A 24,678-nucleotide genomic window follows, 5' to 3' on the forward strand; every position below is an offset into this window, starting at 1 on the left:
TCTTTTATACATCAAATATGATGTCCAGCATATATCCGTTCGTATCGTGCGTAATGGACATGCCTGAATAGGAGATCCCTTTCACTTCACTGCCGCTCGCGTGTCGTCCCTGATCGAACGGTTCCCCTTCAAGAACCGCATGCAGTGTGCCATCGTTGATCCTGATACTCGCATGGGAAAAGACCAGCCCGTCAACTTCAGAGATAAACAGTACTTCGGAGAGGAAATCGGTAAGGAGTGCTTCGTTATCGGCGGATTCAAGGGTAAGTTCCCGTGAGACCCTGCCCTTCCGGTCTTTCCCGTACATGACCTGCATCAATGCATTGAATGCCTCGGAAAAGAGGGCCTCAAGGGTTGGGGCACGTGCCCGGATCTTCACATCTGCCGTGTGGGGCAATTCCGTAAAACTCATCCGTGTTCGTACCCGATCAGATCGTTGTCGTCAAAAAACGGGATCATATCCATATGGATACTGTTGAGGAACCGGGCCTGGTGGATGGAAACGTAGATGGTATGGTTGCCGGCTTTTAAGAGGAGGTCAGTCTTTTTCGGGAGTTTGACGCGGAGAGGCAATAATATCGGGCCACCGCAGGAAGTACAGATCCTGAAATCACAGTCACGTTTATTGATATATGCGATCACTTCGGGATCAATGGTGACATCGCTTAAGTCAGCGCTGCCATGAGGATGAGTGTACATGATGCTAATATCATAGGAATGATGGAGTAAAAACCGTTATGGATCAGGAAAAGGGGGCTGTATTATGCAGCCCCGACGATCCGGATCACAATGTCGACATACTTTTCCTTGAGCTCGTACTTGTTCACCCCATCGGTATTCCGTGTCGCACGGAGGATGCCGATCCGGGAAGCAATGATACCGACCATGGAGGCAATCGCGTGAAAGGTAACGGTGAACTGTTTCTGCAGTTCTGCCACCAGTTCAGCGATCGTGATCGATTTGGTCTTTACAAAGAGTCTGAGAACTTCGCGCCGGATTCCGGTCCTGTCGCGCGACAGGTACAATCGTAACCGACCCTCAACGACTCTCCTGATCTCTGAAGGAGATCTCATACGTTTAGTGTCAAAGGTCTCTGTATATATATTTTTTGATTTTGTGCGATTTTAAATCCCCAATGGAAAATTCGGCCATTTAAAAAAGGAAGAAAAATTTTCTGCGAAACCCGGAAAATCCCCTCCTGCGCGTATCCGATCCCGGCGGCACCGATTGCATCGTGGAAAAACCACGGTCTGATAACTATTTAATCGTACATTGACAGATGAATACGTTATGGGATTGATCAACTATAATATCGAGAAGTACTCGCCGCAACAGTTGGTAGTAATCCCGCTCGTACTTCTTGTAATCTCCCTGGTTCTGCTTGCTCTCAATATGGCGACAACGGGGATGCCGGTCACACCCGGCCTGGATTTTTCAGGAGGTACTGCGGTCACCATCAGGACAACCGACAGTCATGAACAGCTGCAGACCGTATTTGCCGATTATCCGCTGAGCGATATCAGCGATATGAATGACGCAAAATTTTTAAAATTCGGCACCATGGATGATGCCAAATACCGGTCGCTGTCCACCCTGGTCAGCCAGAAATATCCGGATGCAAGTATCAGCCAGATCAGCGAAACATTCGGGAAATCGCTGCAATACCAGGCCATCATCGCCATGATCTTCTCCTTTATCGGCATGGCGATTGTGATCTTTTTATCATTCCGTACCTTTGTCCCCTCCATCGCCGTCGTATTGTCAGCATTTGCAGACATGGTCATGACTGCCGCGGTGATGAATATTATCGGAATAACCCTCACCCTGGGAACGACCGCGGCACTCCTCATGCTCATCGGTTATTCGGTGGACAGCGATATCCTGCTCACCAACCGCGTACTGAAACGCCAGGGAAAACTGAATGACAAACTTACCGGGGCGTTCCATACCGGTATCATCATGACCTCCACAACCTTTGCTGCCGCAACTGCACTGTTCATCGTGTCGTGGTTCGGGTCGATCCAGATCCTCATCGAAATTTCCGCAGTGCTCCTCATCGGGCTCGTTGCCGATATCATCAACACCTGGCTCACCAATGTCGGAATTCTCAAGTGGTATGTCCTTAAAGGAGGCGGGAAATGAACGCCAAGGAGATAAAAGCCCTCGTTACGGACTGGAGAGTTGCCGCCCTCATTATCCTCATAGTCCTGTCTGTTATAGCGATATATCCTCACATCGACCAGAACGGCCACGTTGCCACCAACCTGCAGTACGGGCTTGACCTCCAGCAGGGCGCATGGATCCAGCTCGAACTCCATGCTGAAGTGGTCGGTTTTACCACCGATCGGCCAGTCAGCGACTTCATCAGCAACCTGTCCCAGAGCCTTGATACGAACGTTGAACAGGTTGATGCAAACCATCTTGAGATCCGGAAATCCTTTACCCAGCAGGAACTGGAAACGAAGTTCAGCGATGCCGGCGGAACGCTCACCAATTACCAGCAGGGTGTCTCCAAGACCACTGCCGATGATGTTAAATCCATCCTTGAAAACAAGATCAATACGCTCGGCACAAAGGATGCCAAGGTCAATACCCTCACGGGCCTGAACAATGTGGCACGGTATGTCCGCGTCGAGCTTGCCGGTGTTGACATGAACGAGGCCCAGCAGATTGTCGGCAAGCAGGGCAAGTTCGAGATCCGGGTACAGACCACGGGCAACGCGACGGAGCACGTTATTTTTGGCGACGATATCACCAGTGTCCAGACGCCCACGCAGGTCCCGGCAGGAAGCAATATCTGGGGTGTTCAGTTTACCATGAGCCAGGCAGGTGCAACAGCATTCCAGGATGCTGCGATCAAGTATGGCGCCACGGACGATCCAGACAAACACTACCTGATCATGCTCCTTGATAACAAGACCGTCTATTCCGCACCTCTGAGTACGGCCCTCGCCACGTCGCTTAAGACCCAGCCGGTCACCCAGCTGGTTGCAACGACCGGATCCGGAACATCCGGGTCCCAGCAGGCAACAAACCTCGAAATCCATCTCCATGCCGGGGCATTACCCGTTGATGTCAGTGTTGCCGGTTCCGGCGGGACTTCTGCACCCCTTGGGGAACGGTACAAGGAAATGGCCCTTCTTGCCGGGATCATTGCCCTGATCACGGTCGGGTTCGTTATTTATTACCGGTACCGGGAACCCAGCATTGTCCTCCCGATGATCCTGATCAATGCATCGGAGGTTCTGATCCTGCTGGGATTCATTGCCCTCATCAAGTTCCAGATGGATCTGCCAACGATTGCCGGTCTGATTGCAGTCATGGGGACTGGTATCGACCAGCTGGTGATCATCACTGATGAGATCTTACACGAAGGAAGGGTGCCTTCGCCAAATCTCTATCTCAAGCGGCTCGCCCGGGCCCTGGGGATTATCGTTATCGCCGCGGCCACTGTCGTTATCGCGATGCTGCCGTTGGCCCTGATGGACTTATCCACGCTCAAGGGCTTTGCCATCATTACCATCCTCGGTGTCCTTGTCGGTGTCATCATAACCCGGCCGGCGTACGGTAAGATCATCATGGAAACCCTCTCCAAGTAACAATACCATAGATTTATCTTTTTTTTCATCGACAACTCTACCGGGTACGTTCGAATGAGCAAACCGGTTTTGTTTGATTTTTTTGCCACCTGGTGCGGTCCGTGTAAAATGCAGACCCCCATTGTTGAGGAACTGGCAAAAAAAATGGGGGATTCCGTTGAGATCCGGAAGATTGATGTGGACCAGCATATGGATCTTGCGGAAAAATACGGGATCCGTGTTGTCCCGACCCTGATCATCGAGAAGGACGGGAAGATTGTCCAGTCCCTGGAAGGCGTCACGGATGCAGCCACGCTTGAAAAGCTCTTAACGCCGCTGGTGGGTTAAGTGAAGATCGGTATTGTGGGCGGGACCGGTGACATCGGAGAAGGCATGGCAATGCGCCTTTCACCGTTGTTTGATGTGGTCGTGGGATCACGGGAGCAGGACAAGGCTGAAGCGACCTGCACCATGAGCCGCGAACTGCTGAAAAAACGGGGAAAGGAATGCTCGCTGACCGGCGTTTCCAACCAGGCAGCAATCGATGCAGCGGATATCGTGATCCTCGCGATTCCCTTCAGGCACCTTGTCGGTACGCTTGAGACCCTTCATGGCTTTGAAGATAAGATTGTGGTCAGTCCGGTCAACCCGATGGAGAAACAGGATCATTTCGTCTTCGTGCCACCCGTCGAAGGATCGGCAGCGCTCATGATCAAACGGATGCTGCCGAAAGAAGCCCGGATCTGCTCGGCGTTCAATACGATTGCCGCGAACAAATGGAAAGCCCTTGACGAAGAACTCGATTACTCCGTGCCGGTCTGCAGTGATGATGCAGAGGCAAAAAAAGAGGTCATGGCGATTGTCAACAAGGTGTCCCGGCTCCAGGCCTTCGATGCCGGTCCTCTCTCAGTCTCCTGCATGGTCGAAGCACTGACCCCGCTCCTGCTCAATATCGCGCGGTACAACAAGATGAAGGATGTCGGCATCCAGTTCCGTTAAAATACGGCGCATTGTCCGGGCCCTGGCAAAGAAATACGGCAGGATCCCATGGTGGCCCGGGGACTGCGATGAGGTGATGATCGGTGCGATCCTCACGCAGCAGACCCGGTGGGAGAATGTCGAACGGGCCCTTGCGGACCTTCGCCGGAGAGGGCTCTGCAGCATGTCGGCGATCCGGCTTGCGGATGTACGGGACATTGAAGAGGCGATACGGTGTACCGGTTTTTACCGGATCAAGGCGGGAAGGCTGAAAGCCCTTGCAGCGTTTGTGGAAGAGACCTGCGGGGGCGTGCAACGGATGAAGGATATCCCTACCGGCACGCTCCGCGCCGGCCTGCTGGGAGTGCACGGGATCGGCGAGGAGACTGCCGACAGTATCCTCTGTTACGCGTTTTCCCGCCCGAGTTTTGTCATCGACGCCTACACCGAGCGGATAGTCCGCTGCGCCGGTGTGCCCGAACCCCGCAACCGGCTGAAGCAGTTGTTCGAATCCGTGCTCCCGGAGGATAACGAGGCCTGCCGCCAGACCCATGCACATATCGTTGAATATGCAAAAGAGTTCTGTGGAAGGAAGAGGTGCGATGCATGTATGCTCATGAATTCGAACGGATAGGAAAACGGCTCTTTGCCGAGCATCTCGTGGGGGGCAACTTCGGCAATATCAGTGTGCGGAAGGGTGACGAGGGTTTTTTCGTCACGCTGACCGGGGAATGTCTCGATGTTCTGTCAGAACCGCTCTTCGTGCCACTCGACGGCCCTGTTCCGGAACATGCCTCGAGCGAGTTCCGTGTCCACCGGGAGATTTACCGGAACACCCCGTACAGGGCAGTTGTCCATGCCCATCCTCCCGCGGCGATTGCAGCCTCGCTCGTCATGGACACTATCGTGCCGGAGGACAGCGAGGGGACGATGTTCTGTCCGCGTATTCCGGTCGTCGGCGGTATGCCGGGTTCCCAGGAGATCGCGGATAATGTGGCCCGTGCACTCTCGTCTTCAAACCTGGTCATCGTGCGGGGCCACGGTACCTTTGCTGCCGGCAGGACCCTTGATGAAGCATACGTGTATACGTCGCTTGCAGAGCATTCCTGCCAGGTGCTTGCCATGAAACAGAATTTCGTTGCACAACAGGGTCGTTCCGACATCTGATAACTGGATTTTTTAAAAAAGTTAGACCTGTTTATCCACAAGTATCTGGTTCGTTCCAGAAAGAATACTGCAATTCTTAATACCCCTTGTCGAGGAATACTTATCCGGAGAAGATAGCAATGGTCGCACTGACAACGGAGATCCGGGAGTCGCTGGCCGGCACAAAGACCGTGTTCCTGGCCACGTCATCGAAGAACCGCGTGCCGAATGTCGTCCCGATCGGGGCATTCAAGCTCCTCGACGGCGAAACCCTGCTCATATCGGACCAGTACTTCCAGAAGACCCTGCAGAACCTGGCGGAGAACCCGGTGGTGGCCCTCTCCTGGTGGGGAGAGAAGGGCGGCTTCCAGATCAAGGGGCCGGTGACCCTCCACACAAACGACGAGATCTTCCGGCAGGATGTGGCGTGGATGAAGGAAGTCAGGCCCCACCTCGCACCGAAGTCCGCGGTCGTCATGAATGTCGCCGAGGTCTACCACGTGAAGCCCGGCGCCGATGCCGGGAAGAAGATACTCTAAAACTCATTTTGATCTCGATGAATCCCCGGTCAACAGGGTATTATTAAAAAGGGTGATCATCAACAATCAGCGCCCAATGTGGTGAAAATTGTATATTTTACTCGGTAGAAAAGCGTTTTTGAGTGTCCTTGTAGCCTCCCTCTTACGCCACCAGTCCCCCCGGGGGACGGGGCGCATTGTGATAGCACCAGAACAGGTAATACAGCACTATCGCAAGGGGGGGCCCGAGCGGCGGGGGCGACAGCCCCCGAAAGCGAATTCTTCATGCTTTTGAATCTTTTAACTTCAATTGATCGAGTATTGGATTTTCCCATTATCTTTTTGGGGGCGGATGTTTTACAATTACTAAAATCTTATTCCTGCGGGTGAATGATAACTTTCAGGCTCCCGTCCTGGTGCCGGGCAGTTAAGAGAAAACCTTCAGCCGTTTCTTTTAGGGGAAAGACATGGGTTATCATATCGGCCACATTGATCCTGTCATACTGGATCCATTTCAGGGCCGTTGTCAGGTTATGGAGATCGGCAGCATAGGAATGGGTGATCGTAACCTCCTTCTGCCACAGGCTCCAGAGATTGATTTCGGACTGGATCTCAGGATTTGTGGGGGCAAAAAATAAGATTGTACCCCCGGGTCCGACTGCGTCAAGCGACTGTTTCACGCAGACGGGAACCGGTGCGGTCATGATGACGGTATCTGCGCCCCGGCCGCCATTTAATTCTTTAAACCTTCCGGGAACATCTTCCGTAGCGGAAATGGTTGCATCGGCACCGAATTTCCGGGCGGCCTTTAACCGATCGGGACTCGGGTTGGAAACAGCAATAAATCCCGCACCGTTCAGCCGGGCCGCCTGGACATGCAGCAGTCCGGTGATCCCGGCGCCGATGATCAGGATCGACCGGCCATCCGAGGTCGGAGCCAGTTGCTGCCCGCGCACCACACATCCCAGGGGTTCGACAAAGGTTCCCGCATCAAAAGAGACCGATCCGGGAAGGCGTAACATACCCCGGTCCACGTTGATTGCGGGTAGCACCACATATTCCGCAAACGCCCCGTACGCATTCTTGAATTTGGTTTTTTGCAGCGTGTCACATGCGGTCGTATGCCCGCGTATACAGGCATTACACGTATTGCATGGTACATGATGGGTGACCACGACCCGGTCTCCCACCTTCCATTTCGGATCCACGTTAGAACCGGTTTCTGCAATGATTCCCGTGCATTCATGCCCGAAGGCCCCGATCCCGCCGGGCCTTCCCGCACGCTTGATCCGGTACCATTCCATGACATCCGACCCACACACCCCGCACGCCATTATCCTGACCTTGATCTCTCCCGGTCCGACAGTTGGATCTTCAACATCCTCGGTGCGGATGTCACTGTTCTTATAATAGACTGCTGCTTTCATTCCTGTTCACGAATGGAGAGTAACTGTATACGGGATAAAAAAAATCAGTCGAGCTTGCATGCACCGGGTAAGCACGCATTGTAGATATCCAGGGCCTCCTTTACGGTATGATTCCCATGGACAATTGACCCAATGGCTTTGATCATGCCGACAGGGTTGTCATCCTGGAAAATATTTCGTCCGAAATCAACTCCCATGGCACCGGCCTGGACAGAGTCGAAGGCCATCTGGAGAGCGTCAGGAGGACTTGAATACTTCCCTCCTGCAACCACGACAGCAGTCGGGGAAACCCAGTCGACCAGTTTGGAAAATTCCTCACAATAATAGGTCTTGATAATCCGGGCCCCGGCATCCTGGCAGATACGGGATGCAAGCGCCAGATAGCGCAAATCCCGGGCCATGTTTTTCCCCACGGCTGTTACTGCCAGAACGGGAATTCCGTATTCGCCGGCCTGGTTGATCATGTCGGTGAGATTGAGAATCGTCTGTTGCTGGTTGGCAGAGCCTATATACACACTGACCGCGACACCGGCTGCATCCATCCGGATGGCTTCTTTCATCGTAACCGTGAGCTTTTCATCACTCAATTCTTCATTTAAGATGCTGTTTCCCCCGGTAACCCGTAACATGATGGGTTTTGTCCCGACATTTTCGGGCGCAATATTGCTCCGCACTGCCCCGCGTGTCGTCATCAGGCAATCGCAATAGGGGAGGAGTGTTGTTATGGTGTTACTCATGGTGCGCAGGCCGGTTGTCGGTCCCTGGAAATAGGGATGGTCTATCGCAAGCATCACTACCCGGTTATCTTTCGGATTGATTATCCGGTTCATCCGGCTCTGGATTCCAGTATCAAGATATGCATTTACCATGGGGACACTTCACGAGAATAAGTGATACACGCTTGTATAAAAAACTGGGGTTATTTATGCTCCGGTCTGACAACGAGGTACCCCTTCCCTGTCAGCCAGTGGTGAAATTCATGGGTGCTGTGGAGACAATTGGATGCACAAATCGCCCGGATTTCTTCATATCTGGGAGATTTTTCTGCTTCGTTATTCAGGAGCAATTGTATCGGGCACCTCACATCATTACAATATTCCCGACGCGTATACCCGATATACCCATCTATCGACTGCATAAGTAATTCTTGAGGAAATACATGAAAAAGGTTTTCGGAAAAAATCCTGATTCGGAAATTGTTCTTTCCTCTCTCTGAAAAACGACCACATTAAAATCCCCTCGCTTTATCCCGCATAACCGGCGCTCTCCGGTATGGATAAGGGCGTGCAGGAAGGATGCAGCCGATGAATTTTTTCACCTGTGTTGCTTTTTATATTCCTGGTTCCCACGCGCTCCATACGGGACAGGTGGGTTCAGCCCGGCCTTACCATCATTCCGGTTATTTCTCAAGGTATGTACCGTCAACAGTGCGATATTAAAAAAAATTTTCAGGTCACGGCAGAAAAGATTACTTCGGTGGTCTCGGCGGTTGCAGGAGCTGGATCTCCCGGATAATCTCCCGGTGGAAGACAAGCAGCATATCGCTGACCATGCCGAACATGAAGATCTCGATACCCACAACAATGAGGAGCACGGTGAGGATGGTAAGCGGGATGTGATCGACGTGGTGGAGCCATTCAAGGAGAACATAGACGCCGGTGAGCATCCCAAGTATCGACGTAAAAATGCCCATCATGCCGAAGTAGAACATCGGGTTATTTACCCGGGCGAGCCGGTAGATGGTGCTGACGATCTTGATCCCATCGTGGAATGGTGACAACTTCGTGGCAGTTCCCGGCCTTCGGGAATACCTGATGGGGACAACCATGATCCGCTGGCCATTCCGTACTGCCTCAACGGAGATCTCCGTCTCGATCTCAAACCCTGTCTCTTTCAGGAGCAGCTGATGGACAGCAAGCTTTGTGAATGCGCGGTACCCGGAAAGGATATCGTGCAGGTCTCTGCTATGGGCAACCTTGAAGAGGAGGTTGAGCATATGGTTGCCGAAGAGATTCAACCGGGAGAATGATCCCTCCTCTGCATTGATGAGGCGGTCACCGATCACCTGGTCGAACCCGAGGAACAGGGGAGTCAGCATTTTCTCTGCGTCTTTAGCCGAATACGTGCCATCACCATCGAGCATGAGGATATACTGCTGCTCGATCACCTCAAATGCCTCGATGATCGCATTCCCCTTCCCTTTTCCGGACTGCGTCCGGACATTGGCACCGGCCTCGCGGGCAATTTTAACGGTATTGTCAGTACTCTTACCGTCAACGACGAGCATATGGTTATAGCCGAGGGCCTTGAACTCTTTGACAACATTGCCAATCGTCGGGCCTTCGTTCAGCGTAGGGATTAAGATGCAGACCTCATCCTTGTTGAATTTCATTGGTATAGTATTTTTAATCGGTTATCATAAGTGCTTCTATGCATCTGCCCAAAAAAGGGCTGCGGGCACTTGGCATTGCGGAAAGTTATACCGGCAGGACGCGTTCGACCCTTGCCGGGGTTGTGATGAGAAAAGACCTCCGCATCGACGGGTTCACGTCCGGGACGGTGACCGTTGGCGGGATGGATGGAACGGAAACAATCCTGCGGATGATACAGGATCTGCAGCGCAGGGACCTGAATGCCATCCTGCTCTCGGGCTGCGTGATTGCCTGGTTCAACGTGATCGATCCTTCACGGATCAGGAAGGAATCCGGTATCCCGGTCATCTGCGTCACGTATGAGGATTCTGACGGACTTACCGAGGATATCCGCCATCATTTCCCGGATGATACTGCCCGCATTACTGCATACCAGCAGCTGGGTGAACGCATTCCTGCCCGGCTGCATACCGGCCAGACGATCTATATCCGGGCCTGGGGACTTCCTCACGATGACGCGGCGCGCTTCTGCGATGATTTCACCCTTGAAGGCAGGATTCCCGAACCCCTTCGGGTGGCCCGGCTCTGTGCCCGGAATATTTCCGGTTTCACTCACCCCCCGGGCAGCACACGAGACCGGGCGGAGTATTGCCCGGAACGGTGATTTCATATAACGACAGGAAAAATGTGATCACTGCATTTATATCCCGGATTTACGGAGTTGTTTTATATTGACACAGGTTGTTAAACTTGCACGATGGGTATGTCTTGAATGCCACTACATCTACGATCCCGCAAAAGGCGATCCCAAAAACGGTATCCCGCCCGGGACCGCATTTGAGGATCTTCCGGATACCTGGCGTTGTCCCGAATGCAAGATCCTCAAAGTGAAGAAAGGCGTGTTCAGGCGTCTCAATGATTGAGATACATTTTCATGCATCTTTCCTGAATTCCATCGGTGTGCGGCCAGGTATCGCGCGAGATGATCTGGCTGGTTGCCTTGTCATATACTTCGAATTGCACGATGTCACCGGGATGGAAGGTTCCCTTTGCGTAATTAATGGAAATCGTCGCTTCAGGGTACCATAAAAAATCGTGAGAACCAAATCCTCCCAAGGTCTGGATTCCGTCATGGTGTGTTGGGAGAAAATCATTTCCGTTCATGGTTGGAATATCGCAGGGAAGGGGAACTCCGTTCCTGTAGGTTTTTGCATATAAATTTCTGTTATCGTAAGGGATTTTTCCACTGTTTTTTACTACCATGTAACTATCGTAATCAAGCACGCCATTTTTATTTGTATCCCTGATTTTCGTGATCTCAAAAACTGTCGGTACTATCGGATCATACCACAGGTTCGGCAGCTGGAGGACCATGAGCAGTACAAGTGTTGCAAGGACGATGGTGATCGCGAGCACTAACATGACCCCCATCGTGTTAGAGTTCGCGCAATCCTTCGAATGAGGGGACAATAAATAAGATGTTATTTTTAATATATATAATATTAGTTATTTTATCTAAAAACAAAAATGCACATAACCTTTATACTGAAGACTGCCTCATCGATCCATTTTTGATACCGGCCGTCGGGATTTTTTCACCATTGTGCAAAATCCGTTAACATAAATATCACGCGCACTAAGCACTGGTTAGAATTATCGCCATATCTCCGGGATTGCATCCAATGGTCTTAACGTCGGACATGCCAGAAAGTACTGATTCCCGCCATAAAGGCAGGGAGATATATCTTGAAGGTCTTGCACTTGGACGGGAGGGCAGGCATGAGGACGCGCTCACTTCTTTTTCCCTTGCCCTGGCGGTCGATCCCAATTTCGCCCTTGCCTGGGTAGGCAGGGGTTTTGCTTTAGGAAAACTGGGCCGGTATGAAGAAGAGATCGAATGCTGTGACAAGGCAATCCAGCTCGATCCCTATTGCGTTGATGCCTGGAATAACAAGGGATTTGCCTTTGGTATGCTCGACCTGTTCGAGGACAAAGTCAAGTGTTGTGAACGGGCATTGCAGATCGATCCGGAGAATGCAACGGCCTGGAACAACAAGGGCGTTGCCCTGGGGATGCTCGGGAAATTTGAAGCGGAGATCCGCTGTTGCGACCGTGCCCTTGAAATCCGGCCACGGTACCTCTCCGCGTGGGTAAACAAAGGATTTGCAGGCGGGAAGCTCAAACGGTACGAAGATGAGATCGCATGTTATGACCGTGCACTCAGGATTTACCCGTTTTTCCAGTCTGCCCTGATTAAAAAGGGAATCGCATTGATCCACCTGAAAGAGTATGATGAGGCCATCGAGGTGCTGGACCGTGCGCTCGCGATTGAACCCGAAAACGCAAAAGCGCTCTATCGGAAAGGTCTTGCACTCTCTGTGCTGGGAAGGCATCCCGAGGCAATCCGCTGTCTCGAGAATGCCCTTGAGATTGATCCCTCTATTGCAGATGCATGGGTAGTGATGAGCAATTCATGCTTCATGATCGGAAAGCTCGAAGAATCTGCACGTGCCTTCGACAAGGCATATTACATTGATGTGAAAGATGTCCGCACGCGTGTGGTCAAAGGTATGTCGCTTCTGAAAATCGGGAAATTTGATGATGCCCTCCGCTGCTTTTCCGATGTCTTCGGCGTCCTGCTCAGGTAACTGCCGAGCCGGGCGCACGGCCGAATGGATACTCCGCCTTTTTATGCCTGTTTCACGTACAGGAAATTATGGATGTTGAGGAGTATGCCCGCAGGGGAATTGCGGAAGGAACCGATGAGAAAACCCTGCAAAAAAACCTTGCTGATCATATTGTCCGGATGAAAAACACCAGCCCCTCCTATGCATCCGCGTTCGCCCGCGCAGTGATAGAAGAAGTAAAGAATACCCAGGGGCTGTCCGGTGACTTTTTTACCTTCGTTCCGGCCGGTGTCCGGATGGGTGAGTTTGGTGTCGGCTCAAGGGGAAAAGGGGATTTTTTTGCCCACCGCCAGATTGCCCGCATCATCGGGAAGACCTCTGCTTCCGTTGGAGTCGATGAGATGGATGATGCCGGTGCAGTCTGTGCCGGGGGAAAGTACATCATCTGCACGGTCGACGGTATGCACTCGCGCCTTTCCGATTACCCGTATCTTGCAGGGTTTCATGTAACCCGTGCGACGCTCCGTGACGTGTATGTGATGGGCGCAAAACCCGTCATGCTCTTTTCGGATATCCATGTTGCTGATGACGGGGATGTTGCGAAGATCTTCGATTACACTGCCGGTATCACGACGGTTGGCGAAGCGATGGACGTGCCCCTTGTCACCGGATCGACGCTGCGTATCGGCGGCGACATGGTACTGGGCAGCCGCCTTACCGGATGCGTTGGCGCTGTAGGAGTGGCCGAACACCTTACCGCCCGGAAATCCACGCAGCCCGGGGATGTCCTGTTGATGACGGAAGGTGCCGGAGGAGGCACGATTGCGACTGCCGCGATCTATTCGGGATTTCCGGAAGTCGTCGAACAGACCATCAACCTGAATTTCCTGATGGCGTGCGAGACCCTGATGAAGAGCGGGGTGTTCCCGCAGATCCATGCCATGACCGATGTGACGAACGGGGGACTCCGGGGCGATGCATTCGAGATGGCCGAGACCGCCGGCTGCAGGATATTGATCGATGAATCCGCCATCGGCAGCCTGGTCGAACCGCACGTCATGGCCATGCTCGGGAAGTTGCAGATTGACTACCTCGGCGTTTCCCTTGATGCCCTTCTTGTCGTCGCACCGCGTGAAGCTGCGGATGAAATCTGCCGGGTGGTCAGGTCTGCGGACGTGGTCATGAAACAGATCGGGCATGTGGAGAAAGGAAAGTCTGAATCCGTGCTGGTAAAAGACGGGAAGGAGCATGACTTTACCCCTAGGTTCCGTGAATCGGCCTACACTCCGGTGAAAAAGGTGGCGGATACGGAGATGCGGGACTTTGAGGAGATGAAAGAAGGGGTGCTCCGGGCATCGGAGGCAGCGATACAGAAGAAGGAGAGGGTGCTTAAGCGGCTGAGGGGGAAGAAGTAATTTAAAAAAATATTTTCGGGGATCCGCGGAAGGGGGGGTATCCGGCATACCCCCCTACCGATTTATTTTTATTTTGTGGAGACCCCCCCACCCCCATGGGGGGGAGGTATCCGGCAGACCCCTCCCCCCCTTTGGCCGGATCAGACCCCCCCCTTATCAGAAATGAGTTGCCTCCGGAAATGGCTGCTCCGTCTGAAACCTTATGCGGTTGACAGGCCCGGGACACGTGCAATATTGCACAGTTCTCATTTTTGAGGAGGGGGGTATCCGGCATACCCCCCCTGCCTCTTTGGTTTTTGGGAGGGGATACCCCCCATCAAGCCGGAACGTGGAGGGGGGGGTTACCCGGAGACCCCTCCCTTAGCAGGTGGGATAGCTACCCCTCTTTTATTGGAATCGGAAATCTCCGGAGGAAATTGTGATGGACCCCGCCGCCCCCGGCGGGGCGCCCCCGCGGCGGATCAGTGACTAAACGCCATTTTTAAAAAATCTCACAAAGATTCGAGATTCTAACGCAACAGAACTTTAATTAAGAAGATTTAATCTTATTAACAGATTATCCTCTCATCATGATGATTCATCTTGTATAGATGAGGGGTAGATGAGACTCGTTTTTCTTTTTATCGTCTTGGCAATTCTCATGAGTTGTTGCATGCCGGTTGCGGCAGATGAAATCAATCAGGGACTTTTAAAAAATATTTCGCAGGTTCCGCTCGAAATCCCGACAACAGGCACAGCTGTACTGGGGTCAAAGGAATCGATGTATGAATACCAGAGCTGGCTCAATGAGTGCGCGAATAGGCTGGTCGCATATTCAAATACGATCCTTGCTCTTTTCGGAATGAAACCTATGGAATGGAGCGCACCACAGGTGTCGTCAGTCCCAACGGTTATTCCAACTGCCAAGGTAACCCCTCTACCGGTAAAGACAGTTGGACCTATTCGCGAGGACCCACGTTTAACAACCATCGGAACGATTGTCGGTGGATCGGGTGCGAGCTCAAAGATCATCACCATCCCCTCCGGCTACTGGGAACTCTGGTATACTGCCGATCCATTGAATGTGGGGGGACAAGATTCTCATTCGGCGTCAGGTTCGAATTCTGCAGTATTTCCCGCCATGTCCATCACGATTACCGATATGAAATACGGTAACGTTCTCGATACCGTGGAACCTCCGGGCGGATTGGATGCGACGCTCTGGCAGCGCTCGGGAGATCCCCGTCCATGGATTCAGAAATATTATGAAGGAGGGAATGATTACCAGTTCACAATCAATGCAAGGAATGTTAAATCGTATTGGATTGAGGTCCGCGTTCCAAATCCGGGTACTCCTGTACAAACCCCCGGACAAATAGGAAATGAAGTTCCATCAGAATCACCTACTAAAGTAATGACAAATTCCAATCCCGCGCAGAATTATAATCCCCCCAATCAGAAACCCCAGAGAGAACTTACGTAATTGCAACTACGGCACAGTTATCCGGAGGGGGTTACAGTTGTGCTAATTATGTTAACGGTGTCTGTACTGTACCTAGCAATCCTTCTCCGATGCTTATTATTATATATCAGGGCGGTCTAGATGCCGCATATTTACAATTTCTTGCAGTATCATTCAATGGTGTTAATCTAGGGGATATCCGTCCTGAAAATGGGCAAACCTCATTGCCCGTTGGAACATCTAAGACATTCTATGTAACAAATTTAAACGATAATAGTAATCATATCGTTGTAACCGGGCATTTTACTGGCGGGGAAACCGAAGTTATTATGGATACCACAATATGACCTTCTTTTTTCCCAAAATTCGAAGAATAAAAATTAAATTTTTTGATATTCAGAGTTGATTGTGTATTTTTGTCAGAATTCTTCGATTTCGGAGCCCCCAAGAGCGTCAAACCGCCACTCGATTATAGTCGAAAAATGTTTTCCACTTCACTCCGGTTTCCGGGCGCTCACGACGATATTATAGGCCAGTTGGGGAACCCTTTTTTCCACAAATGGTTCGATCTTGCTGGCGAGATTAAACAGCGGATCGATCATGTCGATATGGGCAAACGAGCACCACTTGATCGCGATATCGGTAAACCCTGCATTGCTGAAAAGGACCTGCATCTCATCCTCGTCGTAATAGTATTCCCCGAAATCCTTCATGACCACGTGCTTTACCTTCATCTTCTCGCTGATCTGGTACAATGCAGGGATGCCCCGTGTCAGGAGTTTCTTTCCCAGGGTGCAGATGGCAATTGCGCCCCCGGGTCTCAGCACCCGGTATGTTTCTCTCAGCATGGTTTCCGGCTGTTTGACATAACTGAATACCAGGAGACTGGATACGGAATCAAATGAATTGTCGCAAAAGGGGAGATTCTCTCCATTGCCAACGGTAAATTCGCATCCGGGACACCGGCGGCGTGCCTGTTCCACCATCTTCTGACTGATATCAAGACCGGCCGCTTTCCCCCCGTGCCTGATATACTTCTCGACAAAGAGGCCGGTCCCGCACCCGATATCAAGCAGTTCTCCTTTTTCCGGAAGGGCCTTGATCAGAAAATTGCTGATGTGGGTATGGTAGTTCCTGCCACGGTAGTGATCGTAATGGTGATCGTAGGTATCTGCAACAGTATCGTAATGCTGGCGGATCTTCTCCTGTTGGGTGCTCGTCATGTAAAAATTTCCTGTATCTCTGCGGTCAGTGCCCCCATCTGGACGTACTCGTTATGTGCATGCCGCATGCGGTATTCTGCATCAGCAATGGCGATGGCGAGTGCCGGGTGATTGTATTCGCGCTGCAGGATCGTGCGGATCTCGAAAAGGACCTCGCTGCCGGAAAGACCGTAATCGATCATCAGCGATTCAAAGCGACGGGTGGCACTTCTCACATCTCCCTCTTTGAGTGCGGTGATGGCAGATGCAGCAATAGTTGCTGTGTCCGATTGTGCGATACCAAAAAGATCCTGGCATCTTCCTGTAACAAGTGCAACCTGCATCAGCAGGATTGCACGCCGCATGTCCCCTGACGCAGTCTGCACAATCAGGTCCAGGTCGTCATCGCTGCATGAACTGCTGTCCGGCTTTTCATGCTCCATTATCATCCGGAGGTATCTGAGCATGACCCCCTGTTCTACCGGTGCAAAGAACAACGGCAGGCAGCGCGACGTGATCGCGGGGATGATCGCACTCTGGTTGGTAGTGGAAAAAATGAAACGGCAGGTGCTGCTGGTCCGCTCCATGATCCGCCGCAGCGCCTGCTGGGCCTCGCGGGTCAGTGCATGTGCATCCTCAAAAACCAGGAGCTTGAACTCCGCATCAAGAGGGCGCAGCGAGGCGTACCACTTGATGATATACTTGAAATTGGTGATGAGCGACTGGTTTTTCTGGTACAGGTGAGCATACCGCTCGTCCTGCTCGAGCATGGTTTTGCCCTGGAGGAAGATATCGGCGGTCTGAAAAACCGTGGTGTTCTGTTCCCAGTTCTCCTTGTACAGGTCCTTTGCAAAACATTCTATCGCAACACTTTTTCCCGTGCCATGCGGTCCGGTGAGAATCAGGTGAGGTACGGTTCCGGATCCGGCAAATGAGGTGAGGTGGCGGATCACCGGATCCTGCCCTACAATTTCCTGTGATGAACCGGGCCGGTATTTCTCAATCCAGAGCATGGGAGAGCCTCGCAGTCATCTCATGTATTGCCTCTGACAAAAGATAATGATTATCAACCGTCGAAAGAAGCCGGTCCCGGTCGGCAGCCGAAAGTTCCCGGCAGGCACGGGAGATTGCGGGAAGAGCGCGGGTAAGTTCGTCAACAATGGTGAGAGTGGCGTGTCGTGCTGTGCGGGAGAGAGGATTGAGGTCGATTGCGATGACGGTCTTTCCCAAGGAAACCAGCGCCTCACACCGGTCTCCATCTTCGAGAGGAACAAGGACGACATCAGCAGAGAACATTCCCCCCCTGCGGCACCAGGCACGGTCGTGGGAAAGGGGGAGAAGTCGCTCGGCCTCTCCTGAATAAACATCAGCCCCGGCATTCCTGAGAAGATCCTCGATCTGGGCAACGCGTTTTTCTGTCCTGTGGAAAAGGTTGACTTCCACAAGCGCACCGCAGGCTTCCTGGAGGGCCGCGATTTCATGTGCTGCAAGTGCTGCCGTATTACCGTTTACTGAGATCACCGGGTGGCGGGCTGATATGAGCATCGCTGCCGCTGTCTGTTCGGCAAGGAGGCCACTTATTGTCGTCCGTTCGCCAATCAGGTAATCAAAGGCCTCCCCCCGCCCGTGCGCGGTAAGGCCTTCCATGGCAACAATCCCTTTTTTTGCACATCCCGCAAGGCGCTCGCGGGTAACAAGGGATCGGTACCGGGGGTGGTCAGGAGGGATCATCGCTTCTCTCCTGTTATCCGGGCACCCATGCGGGCCATGCCACATTCATACACTTCACCGAAGTGCCCCAGCAGGTCGCGGGCGTCCCGTCCATAGGCAAAAACGCCATTTCCCAGCATGGTCATGCTCGCGGGGACCTGATGCGCAGTACAGTGACGCAATACCTGCCGGACTTCAGGTGTAACAAGCCCGCTGGCAAAAGCAAATTGTTGGGAGAGCCGGAAAAAATCCTCCACGTTCTTTGGGGATGTGCGGGGAAATGCAGAGGACACACGCTCCATCTGTTGCTGCGATCCAAGGACGGAGGGTGTGTGGATCGGCCCGAAACTGACTGCGTATAACGGCTGGGTAAGATCATACCGCCTCTCTATCACAGCATCAATACCCGGGCCTTTGCGGACAACGCGTCCCCCGGCCTGGCATGCGGCGACATCCCCGAGGCCCGTACGGTGCATAACCTCTGCTTCATGAGCGTACAGGGCGATATCGTGTTCCGTCATATCCAGGCCATATAACCGGTTCAGAGCAGTCATCGCAGCCAGGAGGGCTGCGGCAGAAAGACCGAACCCGGCTCCGATCGGGAGAACGCATTCCGTGACAACCGATGCGGTAACGCCAAGTCGGCCCATGACCGTTGATAATGGCGGCGAATCGTGATACTGTTCTCTTTTTTTTCCCCATGCATCTACGCGGTTTACACAGATCGTAGTCCTGTCAGCCCTTGTTACGGTTGCAGTGACACCTTTGTCTATGACAATACCCGCTCCGATACTGCCGGTACCGGCCCTCGTTGTACCGTTGACGCGCCTGAAATAGCCGGATATGTGACCCGGGCAAAAAGCAGTGACCGTACCAGGTTTCATGGATGCCCCATTGTCCAATACCAGTTGGGTGTTTCCGGTTTTTAAGGAATCCTGATGAAAAGCACTGCTCTCACGACAGAATTATCCATGGGAAAATGAGTAATCAGACATGTTCTCCGTCCTGCTGGAGATCCCGCAGGATCCTGCGAATATGTCCGATATTGATGGTGCGGGTGGTGAGCAGGCAGAGGTAGTAGTCGTTGTAGGGTGCGATAATGATATTGCCCTCGGGAATCTGAAGGGTCATATGTACAAAGGAGCCCCATTCAAGGAGAGGAGTAATCTTATCTGTTGTCGAAAGCAGGCTTCTCGCAATTTTTAAGAGGGGTTCAATCTCCACATCTCCCATCAGGATGATATTCTGTTCTTCGTCAAAGACGGATATTGCAACGATCCCGTTTAATTTTTTGATCTGGCCGATAATTCTGATATCTTTTTCATCAAGAATTATCTGGGGGGGGATCACGGGATCTCTTTCAGTGTGTACGCTGGTTTTCGGTCTGGCAACGACTGGCCTGGGTACGCGTTGTGCTCCTGGTTCTTCCGCAACCGGGGCTGGTTCCGGAAAAGGTGTGGATACCCCGGCAAAGGGAGATTTATCTGGTGCAGGCAATGCAGATCCTGCGGTATTATCCGGTACCTGATCCTCAACGTTACAGATTTTCAGTGCCTGGGCAAATTCTTCCGGCGTGTACTTGCAGAGGTTGAATTCAATTGTCGATTGCGAATTGAAATAGTCAAGAGCTGCATGTCCCTTGAGTTCAATCCGGCCATGCCTGAAATAATAGGAAAGGGGTTTTCCTTTCCTGATCAGGATGAATCCTTCCCCATCCTTAATCACCACGCGAACCACGCCGATAAACCGTACCGTATGGGTAAATATCCACTGTGGGGGAGCCTGCATCCAGCCGATACTTTTTCCATCAGGTATGAGTTCGATCATAGGCATGAGACAATAGCATCCTGATTCTTTTTCATCTCGTACGTGATCTGACCGATGTTTACACTGTTTTTCGCGATAATGATCAGGAAGAATTCTTCTGCAAGGGGTCCGAGGATGAGGAAGTTGTCGGAATATTCAACAAATACCATGGAGAGTGCGGCGTTACCCAAATGTGCAGCTGTTGTTTTGGAATCAAGCATGACCGTGGAAATAACGTCTTCAAGGTTTTTATCAATGACGATACCGGATTTAATACTCTCGATGATCTCGCCATTTTCCTCTATGACAACTGCCGCGAGGACGTCTTTGATGATGAGGAATTTATTCAGGATTTCTTTGAGCATCCATAACCCCCGTGATTATCCGGTTCTTGTAGCTTTGCCTGCATACGATCCTGCTTTCCCGCTGCTGCCTTGATCATCGCGTCCTTACCGGTGAACGAATCTGTCTCGTGATAATAACCTGCACCGGACTCGGTTCTCTGCGAATCGGCAGGTTTATTCATTGTCTTCTTTTGCCAGGGTGTCGAGGATCTTGTAGGTGTTGACCATCCGGTTGAACGCAGTCTGGAGCTCCCCGATTTCATCGTTGCTGAGCAGTTCGATTTCAGGATCCTTGAGTTCCCCGGTACTCATGCTGGTCGCGATCTTGGAGAGCCTGACAATGGGGTTGGTAATACTATTTGCAAGGAAGAAACTCCACATGACCACAACGGACAGGGTGATCAGCGTGATGATAAAGATGCTGTTTGAGAGACCGATGTTGGCAATAATGCTCGTTGTTCCTCCCATGGAGACGATACCAAGGAGGATCATCGGTATCGTGGCAACAAAGAGCATACTCACCATCAGCTTGTAAAAAATGGGTATCTGAAAAGAAAAGCCGCCCTGCGATACTGTTCCTTCCGTTCTCTTCATGGTTGGCATGGATCAGTATTTACAAATACACCATATAAAAATTTCCAAAGGATTCCGGGGATTCCATCATGGTGGATATCCAAAATCTCGACAAAAAATGTAAAATGGGCATTACCTCATCAGGATTTGAGGCTTTAAAAAATACCTTAGGAAGTACGCTCAAAGGTGAGTACTACCTCCTTCCAGATTTTTTCGGCAATTTCCTCTTTGGTTCCGGCAATCCGGAAAGAACCTCCTTTACGGAGCAGTTCATACTCCCCATCGCGGCTCCCCATGGTTTTGGGATCATTCATCAGGACTATCGAAGCACCCTGGCGGATCAGGGACTTTGCCTTTGTTTCCGGGCTCCTCTCTATTTTAAAGGCAACCGTGAATGGCGCGTAGGATTTCACCACATTATCCAGCAGTTTCGGGAGTGGTAACAATTCAAGGCTGACGGGTTTTCCGCTGGAGATCTTGCCCTCTTTTTTACGAGGGGCAAAATCCGAGATTGCGGCTGCGCTGACGTATATATCAGTGCCTCCGTGTTTTGCAAGGTGCTGGAGTACAGCATCTCGCATTTCGTCAGCCGTATCCGCAGAGAGGTTGTCGATGCAGGGGAAAATATCCCGGTGAACAACCGTGACTGCTGCGCCAAGCCGGAATGCCTGCAGGGCAAGTTCTCTCCCCATCTGTCCGCTGGACCGGGTTGTCAGGACCCTGACATCGTCAACCGGTTCGCGGCAGGGACCGCTGGTGATGAGTACACGTTTTCCTTTCAGTGGCCTTCCCATTACTGCCCGCTCAGACCAGAGAAGAATCTCATCAATATCGGCAATTTTTGCCTTGCCCTCTTCAATGCGGGGAGCCAGGATCCCGCACCCCCAACCCCTGAGTTTCGTGATGTTTTCAACCAGTGCAGGGTGCCGGAACATGCTGTGGTGCATTGCCGGGACGATAAGCACGGGAATACCGCTCCCGAGCGCCGTGGTGGCACATGTCGTCACGGGGGTATCGTCAATCCCGCAGGCAATCTTGCTCAGGGTATTTGCCGTACAGGGAGCTATTAGCAGGAGGTCGGCACTTCCGCCATCCCCGCAGTATGTCACGTGCTCGACGAGGCCGGAAATGCGGGTGATGACCGGCCTGCCGCTGGCATAAGTAAGGGCATCGGGGGTAATGATGCCGGTCGCAGCATTGCTCATTACTACCTGCACAACGGCCCCCCGCCTCCGCAATGCGTGGATAAGTTTCACTGCCTCCACGGCAGCGATACTTCCCGTTACAGCAACAACCACCTGTTTTCCGGCAAGGGTCTGTACGGGTGTCATGTAATGGTCACGTCCTGCACCACATGCCATGCATGCGGCCGGTATTTCTTCACTTTATGTACCTGGATGGTAGCAGAAAAACCTGCGCCTTCAACCTGTTCCCGGATCTGATCCTCTGCCGTGCCAATACTGTGGAGGTGGATGATACTGCCGGTTTTAACATGTTCAAGGGAAGCGGATAGCATGTCAACTGCATCGAAATGCCCCATCACAATCCGATCGTACGTACCGGCCAGTGATGTGCGGCAATCCCCGAGTGTGGCAGTAACTTGATCGGAGAGCCGGTTCCCGCTGATGTTCCGCTCCAGGTACCCGAATGCCACGGGATTGATCTCCATAGCGTGAACCCGGGCGCCTGCACCTGCCATAGGTATGGTAAAGTATCCGATACCGGCAAACATGTCCGCCACGCGCTCGCACTCGGCACCGGCATGGATCATGCCGGCAATACGCATCTTCTCGTTCCGGTTGCCCATCGAGAACATGACCTTCTGCGGGTCAAGGATGTATGTATACCCGCTTTCTTTATGGTGCACCTCTCCTGCCGTACCCCAAAGGATCTCCGTCTGTGGTGTCCGGGTTACATCCAGAAAGGATTCAATCCAGACGATGCCGCGCGGGTGGCGGAACCGGATGAGTTCTTCAAGCGCAGCAGCTGATGGTTTCTCTCCATGCATGACGGCAACGTCACCCATCATAAAATAGCGCCTGCCCGTGTATCGCGGACGTTTACGGATCTCCGCATCATATGGCTCGTGCGGTTTAACCGGTACCCACGCAGCATCGCCTTCCACATACGGGCTCCGTGAATGATCGACCCATTCTGCGTCGTTGATTGTGCTGAGGTGTTCCTTTGCGATCTTCCTTGCCTGCATCGTTTACCTGACGATAATGAGCTGGTCACCGTCCCGCAGGATGTTGACCTGTTCGCCGGCCCGGATGTCCATCCATGCAGGTTTTCCGAAATCGATCGTCCTGCTTGAAAGCGGGTCGAGGATGCCGATGCCGGAACTGTCGGAAAATGCCACAAGCGCAGACTCCGCATTCCGGGAATTCCCGATGATGCGTTCAATGTCATCGTCCCGCAATGACTTCGATGTGCCATCTTTGAGATCCAAGGCACGCACATGGTGGGATTCCACGCGTTCGATCTCGTAATAGCGGTTCCTGACAACGACGACATCATGTTTCTGGAAACGGGGAAGGCGCACCGAGTAGGTGATCCGGAACAGCTGCCGGCCGTTCTTCTCTCCCATCAGTTTCGGGTGTGTCGTATACCGTCCCCCGAGCTGGGCGACAATTCCCTGCGATATCATCAGGCCGATATGCTGGGAACCGATGATGATATCAAGGCCGTCATGGATCTCGTTCATGTCGGATATGAACGAGAGGCGTTCCCCCCCGGCCTGCAGGGTATCCTCGATCTGCTGCGCGATCGATGCCGACATCTGGACTTCATAGGTGCTGGGGATCCTGTCATCCGCGCGGACCTGCACCACTCCTTCATAATAGCTCCCGCTGATCCGGTTGCAGCGATCGCACTGCTCCTTGTTCCAGATGATCTCGACCGTGCAGGTCCCCTCGACCGGTGTTTTGTACAGGGTACCGTGGATGACAAGGGAGGCACGCGACCGGTTCACGGTCACGTCCTGAACGGTTACGTCGATCACCGGCTTTTTGACATCCGGGTGGAAATGCACGGCCGACTTTGCAAGTTCCGGTCCCAGTTCGTCCCGGCTGCGTGTGCTGTCGGTCCACGTGTTGACCTGTTTTGTTGCGCCGCAGCTGGGGCACTGGACGTTCTTGATGCGGCCGTCGCAGGTGAACCACGGGGTACTCCCGATCCTGCACTGCATGCAGAGCCCCTCTGTATCGGAGGGCTTCCCGCATTTCGGACAGAAATTATCACGAATACTCATAACCGGTAGATCTGTACGTGGGGAATTTTTCCAATCATAATGCAGTTGGATCGTTCAACAAGCCCCATGTCGAGAGCGAGGTTAACGCTCCGTTCTCCCATCAGGTTGATATTTCCGGCATTTTTCAGCGCCGCCCTGACATCTGCTTCTGTTGCAGGGGAGCTGCCATAGAACGCGTCGGTGATAGTGACCGTGATCTTTTCATGGCTTATCGTCGTATTGATCAGCTCGCGATCGCAGACTGCCACGACATCCCCCGAGCCCGGGGAACGGTGAATCTTCAGAAACATT

The 24,678-nt window shown here is 52.4% G+C and carries 30 protein-coding genes; 12 read left to right on the forward strand and 18 right to left on the reverse strand.

The annotated features are described in order from the left end of the window. Window positions 1–4 precede the first annotated feature (4 nt). The 3 genes from ABSG49_RS06175 to ABSG49_RS06185 all read right to left on the reverse strand — a co-directional run bounded on the left by ABSG49_RS06175 (window position 5) and on the right by ABSG49_RS06185 (window position 1,073). Window positions 5–412 carry an archease gene (locus tag ABSG49_RS06175; protein ID WP_424025244.1) on the reverse strand — a complete coding sequence of 136 codons (408 nt, stop codon included), beginning with the start codon at window positions 410–412 and terminating at the stop codon, window positions 5–7. Beyond that, on the reverse strand, window positions 409–699 hold the full coding sequence (locus ABSG49_RS06180; protein ID WP_424025245.1) for a hypothetical protein: 291 nt from the start codon (window positions 697–699) through the stop codon (window positions 409–411). Before ABSG49_RS06180 ends, ABSG49_RS06175 begins: the two co-directional genes overlap by 4 nt. A 62-nt stretch (window positions 700–761) precedes the next feature. Further along, window positions 762–1,073, reverse strand: a complete 312-nt coding sequence (locus ABSG49_RS06185; RefSeq protein ID WP_424025246.1) for a DUF2551 domain-containing protein — start codon at window positions 1,071–1,073, stop codon at window positions 762–764. 217 nt (window positions 1,074–1,290) lie between these two features. Between ABSG49_RS06185 and ABSG49_RS06190 the strand changes: the two genes are divergently transcribed. The 7 genes from ABSG49_RS06190 (at window position 1,291) to ABSG49_RS06220 (ending at window position 6,241) form a co-directional block, all read left to right on the forward strand. Further along, on the forward strand, window positions 1,291–2,142 hold the full coding sequence (locus ABSG49_RS06190) for a protein translocase subunit SecF (RefSeq protein ID WP_424025247.1): 852 nt from the start codon (window positions 1,291–1,293) through the stop codon (window positions 2,140–2,142). After that, complete coding sequence (locus ABSG49_RS06195; RefSeq protein WP_424025248.1) at window positions 2,139–3,599, forward strand: preprotein translocase subunit SecD; 1,461 nt, start codon at window positions 2,139–2,141, stop codon at window positions 3,597–3,599. The genes ABSG49_RS06190 and ABSG49_RS06195 overlap by 4 nt, the downstream gene beginning before the upstream one ends. Window positions 3,600–3,653: 54 nt before the next feature. Then, entirely contained in the window at window positions 3,654–3,926 is a 273-nt protein-coding gene (gene trxA, locus ABSG49_RS06200) for a thioredoxin (protein ID WP_424025249.1), read from the forward strand. Beyond that, window positions 3,927–4,577, forward strand: a complete 651-nt coding sequence (npdG, locus tag ABSG49_RS06205; protein WP_424025250.1) for an NADPH-dependent F420 reductase — start codon at window positions 3,927–3,929, stop codon at window positions 4,575–4,577. Continuing rightward, window positions 4,555–5,190: an endonuclease III domain-containing protein gene (locus ABSG49_RS06210; RefSeq protein WP_424025251.1), complete on the forward strand. Its 636-nt coding sequence runs from the start codon at window positions 4,555–4,557 to the stop codon at window positions 5,188–5,190. The genes npdG and ABSG49_RS06210 overlap by 23 nt, the downstream gene beginning before the upstream one ends. Further along, complete coding sequence (locus tag ABSG49_RS06215) at window positions 5,163–5,723, forward strand: aldolase (protein ID WP_424025252.1); 561 nt, start codon at window positions 5,163–5,165, stop codon at window positions 5,721–5,723. The genes ABSG49_RS06210 and ABSG49_RS06215 overlap by 28 nt, the downstream gene beginning before the upstream one ends. 119 nt (window positions 5,724–5,842) lie before the next feature. Continuing rightward, window positions 5,843–6,241, forward strand: coding sequence for a pyridoxamine 5'-phosphate oxidase family protein (locus ABSG49_RS06220; RefSeq protein WP_424025253.1), 399 nt, complete (start codon window positions 5,843–5,845; stop codon window positions 6,239–6,241). 353 nt (window positions 6,242–6,594) lie between these two features. Here the strand turns inward: ABSG49_RS06220 and ABSG49_RS06225 are convergent, their stop codons facing one another. From ABSG49_RS06225 to aglJ, 3 genes are all read right to left on the reverse strand, one after another. Then, entirely contained in the window at window positions 6,595–7,647 is a 1,053-nt protein-coding gene (locus ABSG49_RS06225; RefSeq protein WP_424025254.1) for an alcohol dehydrogenase catalytic domain-containing protein, read from the reverse strand. Between the two features lie 44 nt (window positions 7,648–7,691). After that, the gene (gene lsrF, locus ABSG49_RS06230; RefSeq protein WP_424025255.1) at window positions 7,692–8,516 is read right to left on the reverse strand and encodes a 3-hydroxy-5-phosphonooxypentane-2,4-dione thiolase; all 825 of its coding nucleotides are present in this window, start codon (window positions 8,514–8,516) and stop codon (window positions 7,692–7,694) included. Between the two features lie 599 nt (window positions 8,517–9,115). Beyond that, complete coding sequence (gene aglJ / locus ABSG49_RS06235; protein ID WP_424025256.1) at window positions 9,116–10,039, reverse strand: S-layer glycoprotein N-glycosyltransferase AglJ; 924 nt, start codon at window positions 10,037–10,039, stop codon at window positions 9,116–9,118. Between the two features lie 38 nt (window positions 10,040–10,077). Between aglJ and ABSG49_RS06240 the strand changes: the two genes are divergently transcribed. Then, window positions 10,078–10,683, forward strand: a complete 606-nt coding sequence (locus ABSG49_RS06240) for an endonuclease dU (RefSeq protein WP_424025257.1) — start codon at window positions 10,078–10,080, stop codon at window positions 10,681–10,683. Between the two features lie 67 nt (window positions 10,684–10,750). After that, window positions 10,751–10,942, forward strand: coding sequence for a rubredoxin (locus tag ABSG49_RS06245; RefSeq protein ID WP_424025258.1), 192 nt, complete (start codon window positions 10,751–10,753; stop codon window positions 10,940–10,942). Here the strand turns inward: ABSG49_RS06245 and ABSG49_RS06250 are convergent. Further along, window positions 10,932–11,435 (reverse strand): hypothetical protein, encoded by a 504-nt coding sequence (locus ABSG49_RS06250; RefSeq protein WP_424025259.1) that lies wholly within the window; start codon window positions 11,433–11,435, stop codon window positions 10,932–10,934. The two genes, ABSG49_RS06245 and ABSG49_RS06250, sit on opposite strands and share 11 nt — an antisense overlap. Before the next feature lie 266 nt (window positions 11,436–11,701). Between ABSG49_RS06250 and ABSG49_RS06255 the strand changes: the two genes are divergently transcribed. The 3 genes from ABSG49_RS06255 to ABSG49_RS06265 all read left to right on the forward strand — a co-directional run bounded on the left by ABSG49_RS06255 (window position 11,702) and on the right by ABSG49_RS06265 (window position 15,523). Next, window positions 11,702–12,667: a tetratricopeptide repeat protein gene (locus tag ABSG49_RS06255; protein WP_424025260.1), complete on the forward strand. Its 966-nt coding sequence runs from the start codon at window positions 11,702–11,704 to the stop codon at window positions 12,665–12,667. Between the two features lie 68 nt (window positions 12,668–12,735). Continuing rightward, window positions 12,736–14,061, forward strand: coding sequence for an AIR synthase-related protein (locus ABSG49_RS06260; RefSeq protein ID WP_424025261.1), 1,326 nt, complete (start codon window positions 12,736–12,738; stop codon window positions 14,059–14,061). Window positions 14,062–14,713: 652 nt separating this feature from the next. Beyond that, entirely contained in the window at window positions 14,714–15,523 is an 810-nt protein-coding gene (locus tag ABSG49_RS06265; RefSeq protein WP_424025262.1) for a hypothetical protein, read from the forward strand. 473 nt (window positions 15,524–15,996) lie between these two features. Here the strand turns inward: ABSG49_RS06265 and ABSG49_RS06270 are convergent, their stop codons facing one another. The 11 genes from ABSG49_RS06270 to ABSG49_RS06320 form a co-directional block, all read right to left on the reverse strand. After that, the gene (locus ABSG49_RS06270; protein ID WP_424025263.1) at window positions 15,997–16,725 is read right to left on the reverse strand and encodes a class I SAM-dependent methyltransferase; all 729 of its coding nucleotides are present in this window, start codon (window positions 16,723–16,725) and stop codon (window positions 15,997–15,999) included. Beyond that, window positions 16,722–17,717 carry a DNA polymerase III delta subunit-related protein gene (locus ABSG49_RS06275; RefSeq protein ID WP_424025264.1) on the reverse strand — a complete coding sequence of 332 codons (996 nt, stop codon included), beginning with the start codon at window positions 17,715–17,717 and terminating at the stop codon, window positions 16,722–16,724. The genes ABSG49_RS06270 and ABSG49_RS06275 overlap by 4 nt, the downstream gene beginning before the upstream one ends. Then, entirely contained in the window at window positions 17,704–18,435 is a 732-nt protein-coding gene (locus ABSG49_RS06280) for a 4-phosphopantoate--beta-alanine ligase (protein ID WP_424025265.1), read from the reverse strand. Before ABSG49_RS06280 ends, ABSG49_RS06275 begins: the two co-directional genes overlap by 14 nt. Beyond that, a complete protein-coding gene (locus ABSG49_RS06285) occupies window positions 18,432–19,298 on the reverse strand; it encodes a pantoate kinase (RefSeq protein ID WP_424025266.1) in 867 nt (288 codons plus the stop codon). The genes ABSG49_RS06280 and ABSG49_RS06285 overlap by 4 nt, the downstream gene beginning before the upstream one ends. 103 nt (window positions 19,299–19,401) lie before the next feature. Next, window positions 19,402–20,247 carry a roadblock/LC7 domain-containing protein gene (locus ABSG49_RS06290; RefSeq protein WP_424025267.1) on the reverse strand — a complete coding sequence of 282 codons (846 nt, stop codon included), beginning with the start codon at window positions 20,245–20,247 and terminating at the stop codon, window positions 19,402–19,404. Next, complete coding sequence (locus ABSG49_RS06295) at window positions 20,238–20,585, reverse strand: roadblock/LC7 domain-containing protein (RefSeq protein ID WP_424025268.1); 348 nt, start codon at window positions 20,583–20,585, stop codon at window positions 20,238–20,240. The genes ABSG49_RS06290 and ABSG49_RS06295 overlap by 10 nt, the downstream gene beginning before the upstream one ends. 153 nt (window positions 20,586–20,738) lie before the next feature. Beyond that, window positions 20,739–21,167, reverse strand: coding sequence for a HAMP domain-containing protein (locus tag ABSG49_RS06300; protein WP_424025269.1), 429 nt, complete (start codon window positions 21,165–21,167; stop codon window positions 20,739–20,741). Window positions 21,168–21,304: 137 nt separating this feature from the next. Further along, the gene (coaBC, locus tag ABSG49_RS06305; protein WP_424025270.1) at window positions 21,305–22,468 is read right to left on the reverse strand and encodes a bifunctional phosphopantothenoylcysteine decarboxylase/phosphopantothenate--cysteine ligase CoaBC; all 1,164 of its coding nucleotides are present in this window, start codon (window positions 22,466–22,468) and stop codon (window positions 21,305–21,307) included. Continuing rightward, on the reverse strand, window positions 22,465–23,343 hold the full coding sequence (locus ABSG49_RS06310; RefSeq protein WP_424025271.1) for a class I SAM-dependent methyltransferase: 879 nt from the start codon (window positions 23,341–23,343) through the stop codon (window positions 22,465–22,467). The genes coaBC and ABSG49_RS06310 overlap by 4 nt, the downstream gene beginning before the upstream one ends. 3 nt (window positions 23,344–23,346) lie before the next feature. Beyond that, window positions 23,347–24,387, reverse strand: coding sequence for a 60S ribosomal export protein NMD3 (locus tag ABSG49_RS06315; RefSeq protein ID WP_424025272.1), 1,041 nt, complete (start codon window positions 24,385–24,387; stop codon window positions 23,347–23,349). Further along, a complete protein-coding gene (locus tag ABSG49_RS06320) occupies window positions 24,384–24,677 on the reverse strand; it encodes a DUF424 domain-containing protein (protein ID WP_424025273.1) in 294 nt (97 codons plus the stop codon). Before ABSG49_RS06320 ends, ABSG49_RS06315 begins: the two co-directional genes overlap by 4 nt. Window position 24,678 lies beyond the last annotated feature (1 nt).

It is taken from the genome of Methanoregula sp. (assembly GCF_049510175.1).
Lineage (GTDB): Archaea > Halobacteriota > Methanomicrobia > Methanomicrobiales > Methanospirillaceae > Methanoregula.

Coding starts and splice junctions, on each gene's coding strand:
- ABSG49_RS06280 (WP_424025265.1), bottom strand. CDS start 18,435: ATGATCCCTCCTGACCACCCCCGGTACCGATCCCTTGTTACCCGCGAG.
- ABSG49_RS06265 (WP_424025262.1), top strand. CDS start 14,714: ATGCCGGTTGCGGCAGATGAAATCAATCAGGGACTTTTAAAAAATATT.
- ABSG49_RS06185 (WP_424025246.1), bottom strand. CDS start 1,073: ATGAGATCTCCTTCAGAGATCAGGAGAGTCGTTGAGGGTCGGTTACGA.
- lsrF (WP_424025255.1), bottom strand. CDS start 8,516: ATGGTAAATGCATATCTTGATACTGGAATCCAGAGCCGGATGAACCGG.
- ABSG49_RS06295 (WP_424025268.1), bottom strand. CDS start 20,585: ATGCTCAAAGAAATCCTGAATAAATTCCTCATCATCAAAGACGTCCTC.
- ABSG49_RS06320 (WP_424025273.1), bottom strand. CDS start 24,677: ATGTTTCTGAAGATTCACCGTTCCCCGGGCTCGGGGGATGTCGTGGCA.
- ABSG49_RS06315 (WP_424025272.1), bottom strand. CDS start 24,387: ATGAGTATTCGTGATAATTTCTGTCCGAAATGCGGGAAGCCCTCCGAT.
- ABSG49_RS06180 (WP_424025245.1), bottom strand. CDS start 699: ATGTACACTCATCCTCATGGCAGCGCTGACTTAAGCGATGTCACCATT.
- trxA (WP_424025249.1), top strand. CDS start 3,654: ATGAGCAAACCGGTTTTGTTTGATTTTTTTGCCACCTGGTGCGGTCCG.
- ABSG49_RS06300 (WP_424025269.1), bottom strand. CDS start 21,167: ATGCCAACCATGAAGAGAACGGAAGGAACAGTATCGCAGGGCGGCTTT.
- ABSG49_RS06270 (WP_424025263.1), bottom strand. CDS start 16,725: ATGACGAGCACCCAACAGGAGAAGATCCGCCAGCATTACGATACTGTT.
- ABSG49_RS06275 (WP_424025264.1), bottom strand. CDS start 17,717: ATGCTCTGGATTGAGAAATACCGGCCCGGTTCATCACAGGAAATTGTA.
- ABSG49_RS06210 (WP_424025251.1), top strand. CDS start 4,555: ATGTCGGCATCCAGTTCCGTTAAAATACGGCGCATTGTCCGGGCCCTG.
- aglJ (WP_424025256.1), bottom strand. CDS start 10,039: ATGAAATTCAACAAGGATGAGGTCTGCATCTTAATCCCTACGCTGAAC.
- ABSG49_RS06225 (WP_424025254.1), bottom strand. CDS start 7,647: ATGAAAGCAGCAGTCTATTATAAGAACAGTGACATCCGCACCGAGGAT.
- ABSG49_RS06240 (WP_424025257.1), top strand. CDS start 10,078: ATGCATCTGCCCAAAAAAGGGCTGCGGGCACTTGGCATTGCGGAAAGT.
- ABSG49_RS06290 (WP_424025267.1), bottom strand. CDS start 20,247: ATGCCTATGATCGAACTCATACCTGATGGAAAAAGTATCGGCTGGATG.
- ABSG49_RS06215 (WP_424025252.1), top strand. CDS start 5,163: ATGTATGCTCATGAATTCGAACGGATAGGAAAACGGCTCTTTGCCGAG.
- ABSG49_RS06220 (WP_424025253.1), top strand. CDS start 5,843: ATGGTCGCACTGACAACGGAGATCCGGGAGTCGCTGGCCGGCACAAAG.
- ABSG49_RS06255 (WP_424025260.1), top strand. CDS start 11,702: ATGGTCTTAACGTCGGACATGCCAGAAAGTACTGATTCCCGCCATAAA.
- ABSG49_RS06260 (WP_424025261.1), top strand. CDS start 12,736: ATGGATGTTGAGGAGTATGCCCGCAGGGGAATTGCGGAAGGAACCGAT.
- ABSG49_RS06285 (WP_424025266.1), bottom strand. CDS start 19,298: ATGAAACCTGGTACGGTCACTGCTTTTTGCCCGGGTCACATATCCGGC.
- ABSG49_RS06190 (WP_424025247.1), top strand. CDS start 1,291: ATGGGATTGATCAACTATAATATCGAGAAGTACTCGCCGCAACAGTTG.
- ABSG49_RS06310 (WP_424025271.1), bottom strand. CDS start 23,343: ATGCAGGCAAGGAAGATCGCAAAGGAACACCTCAGCACAATCAACGAC.
- ABSG49_RS06175 (WP_424025244.1), bottom strand. CDS start 412: ATGAGTTTTACGGAATTGCCCCACACGGCAGATGTGAAGATCCGGGCA.
- ABSG49_RS06195 (WP_424025248.1), top strand. CDS start 2,139: ATGAACGCCAAGGAGATAAAAGCCCTCGTTACGGACTGGAGAGTTGCC.
- coaBC (WP_424025270.1), bottom strand. CDS start 22,468: ATGACACCCGTACAGACCCTTGCCGGAAAACAGGTGGTTGTTGCTGTA.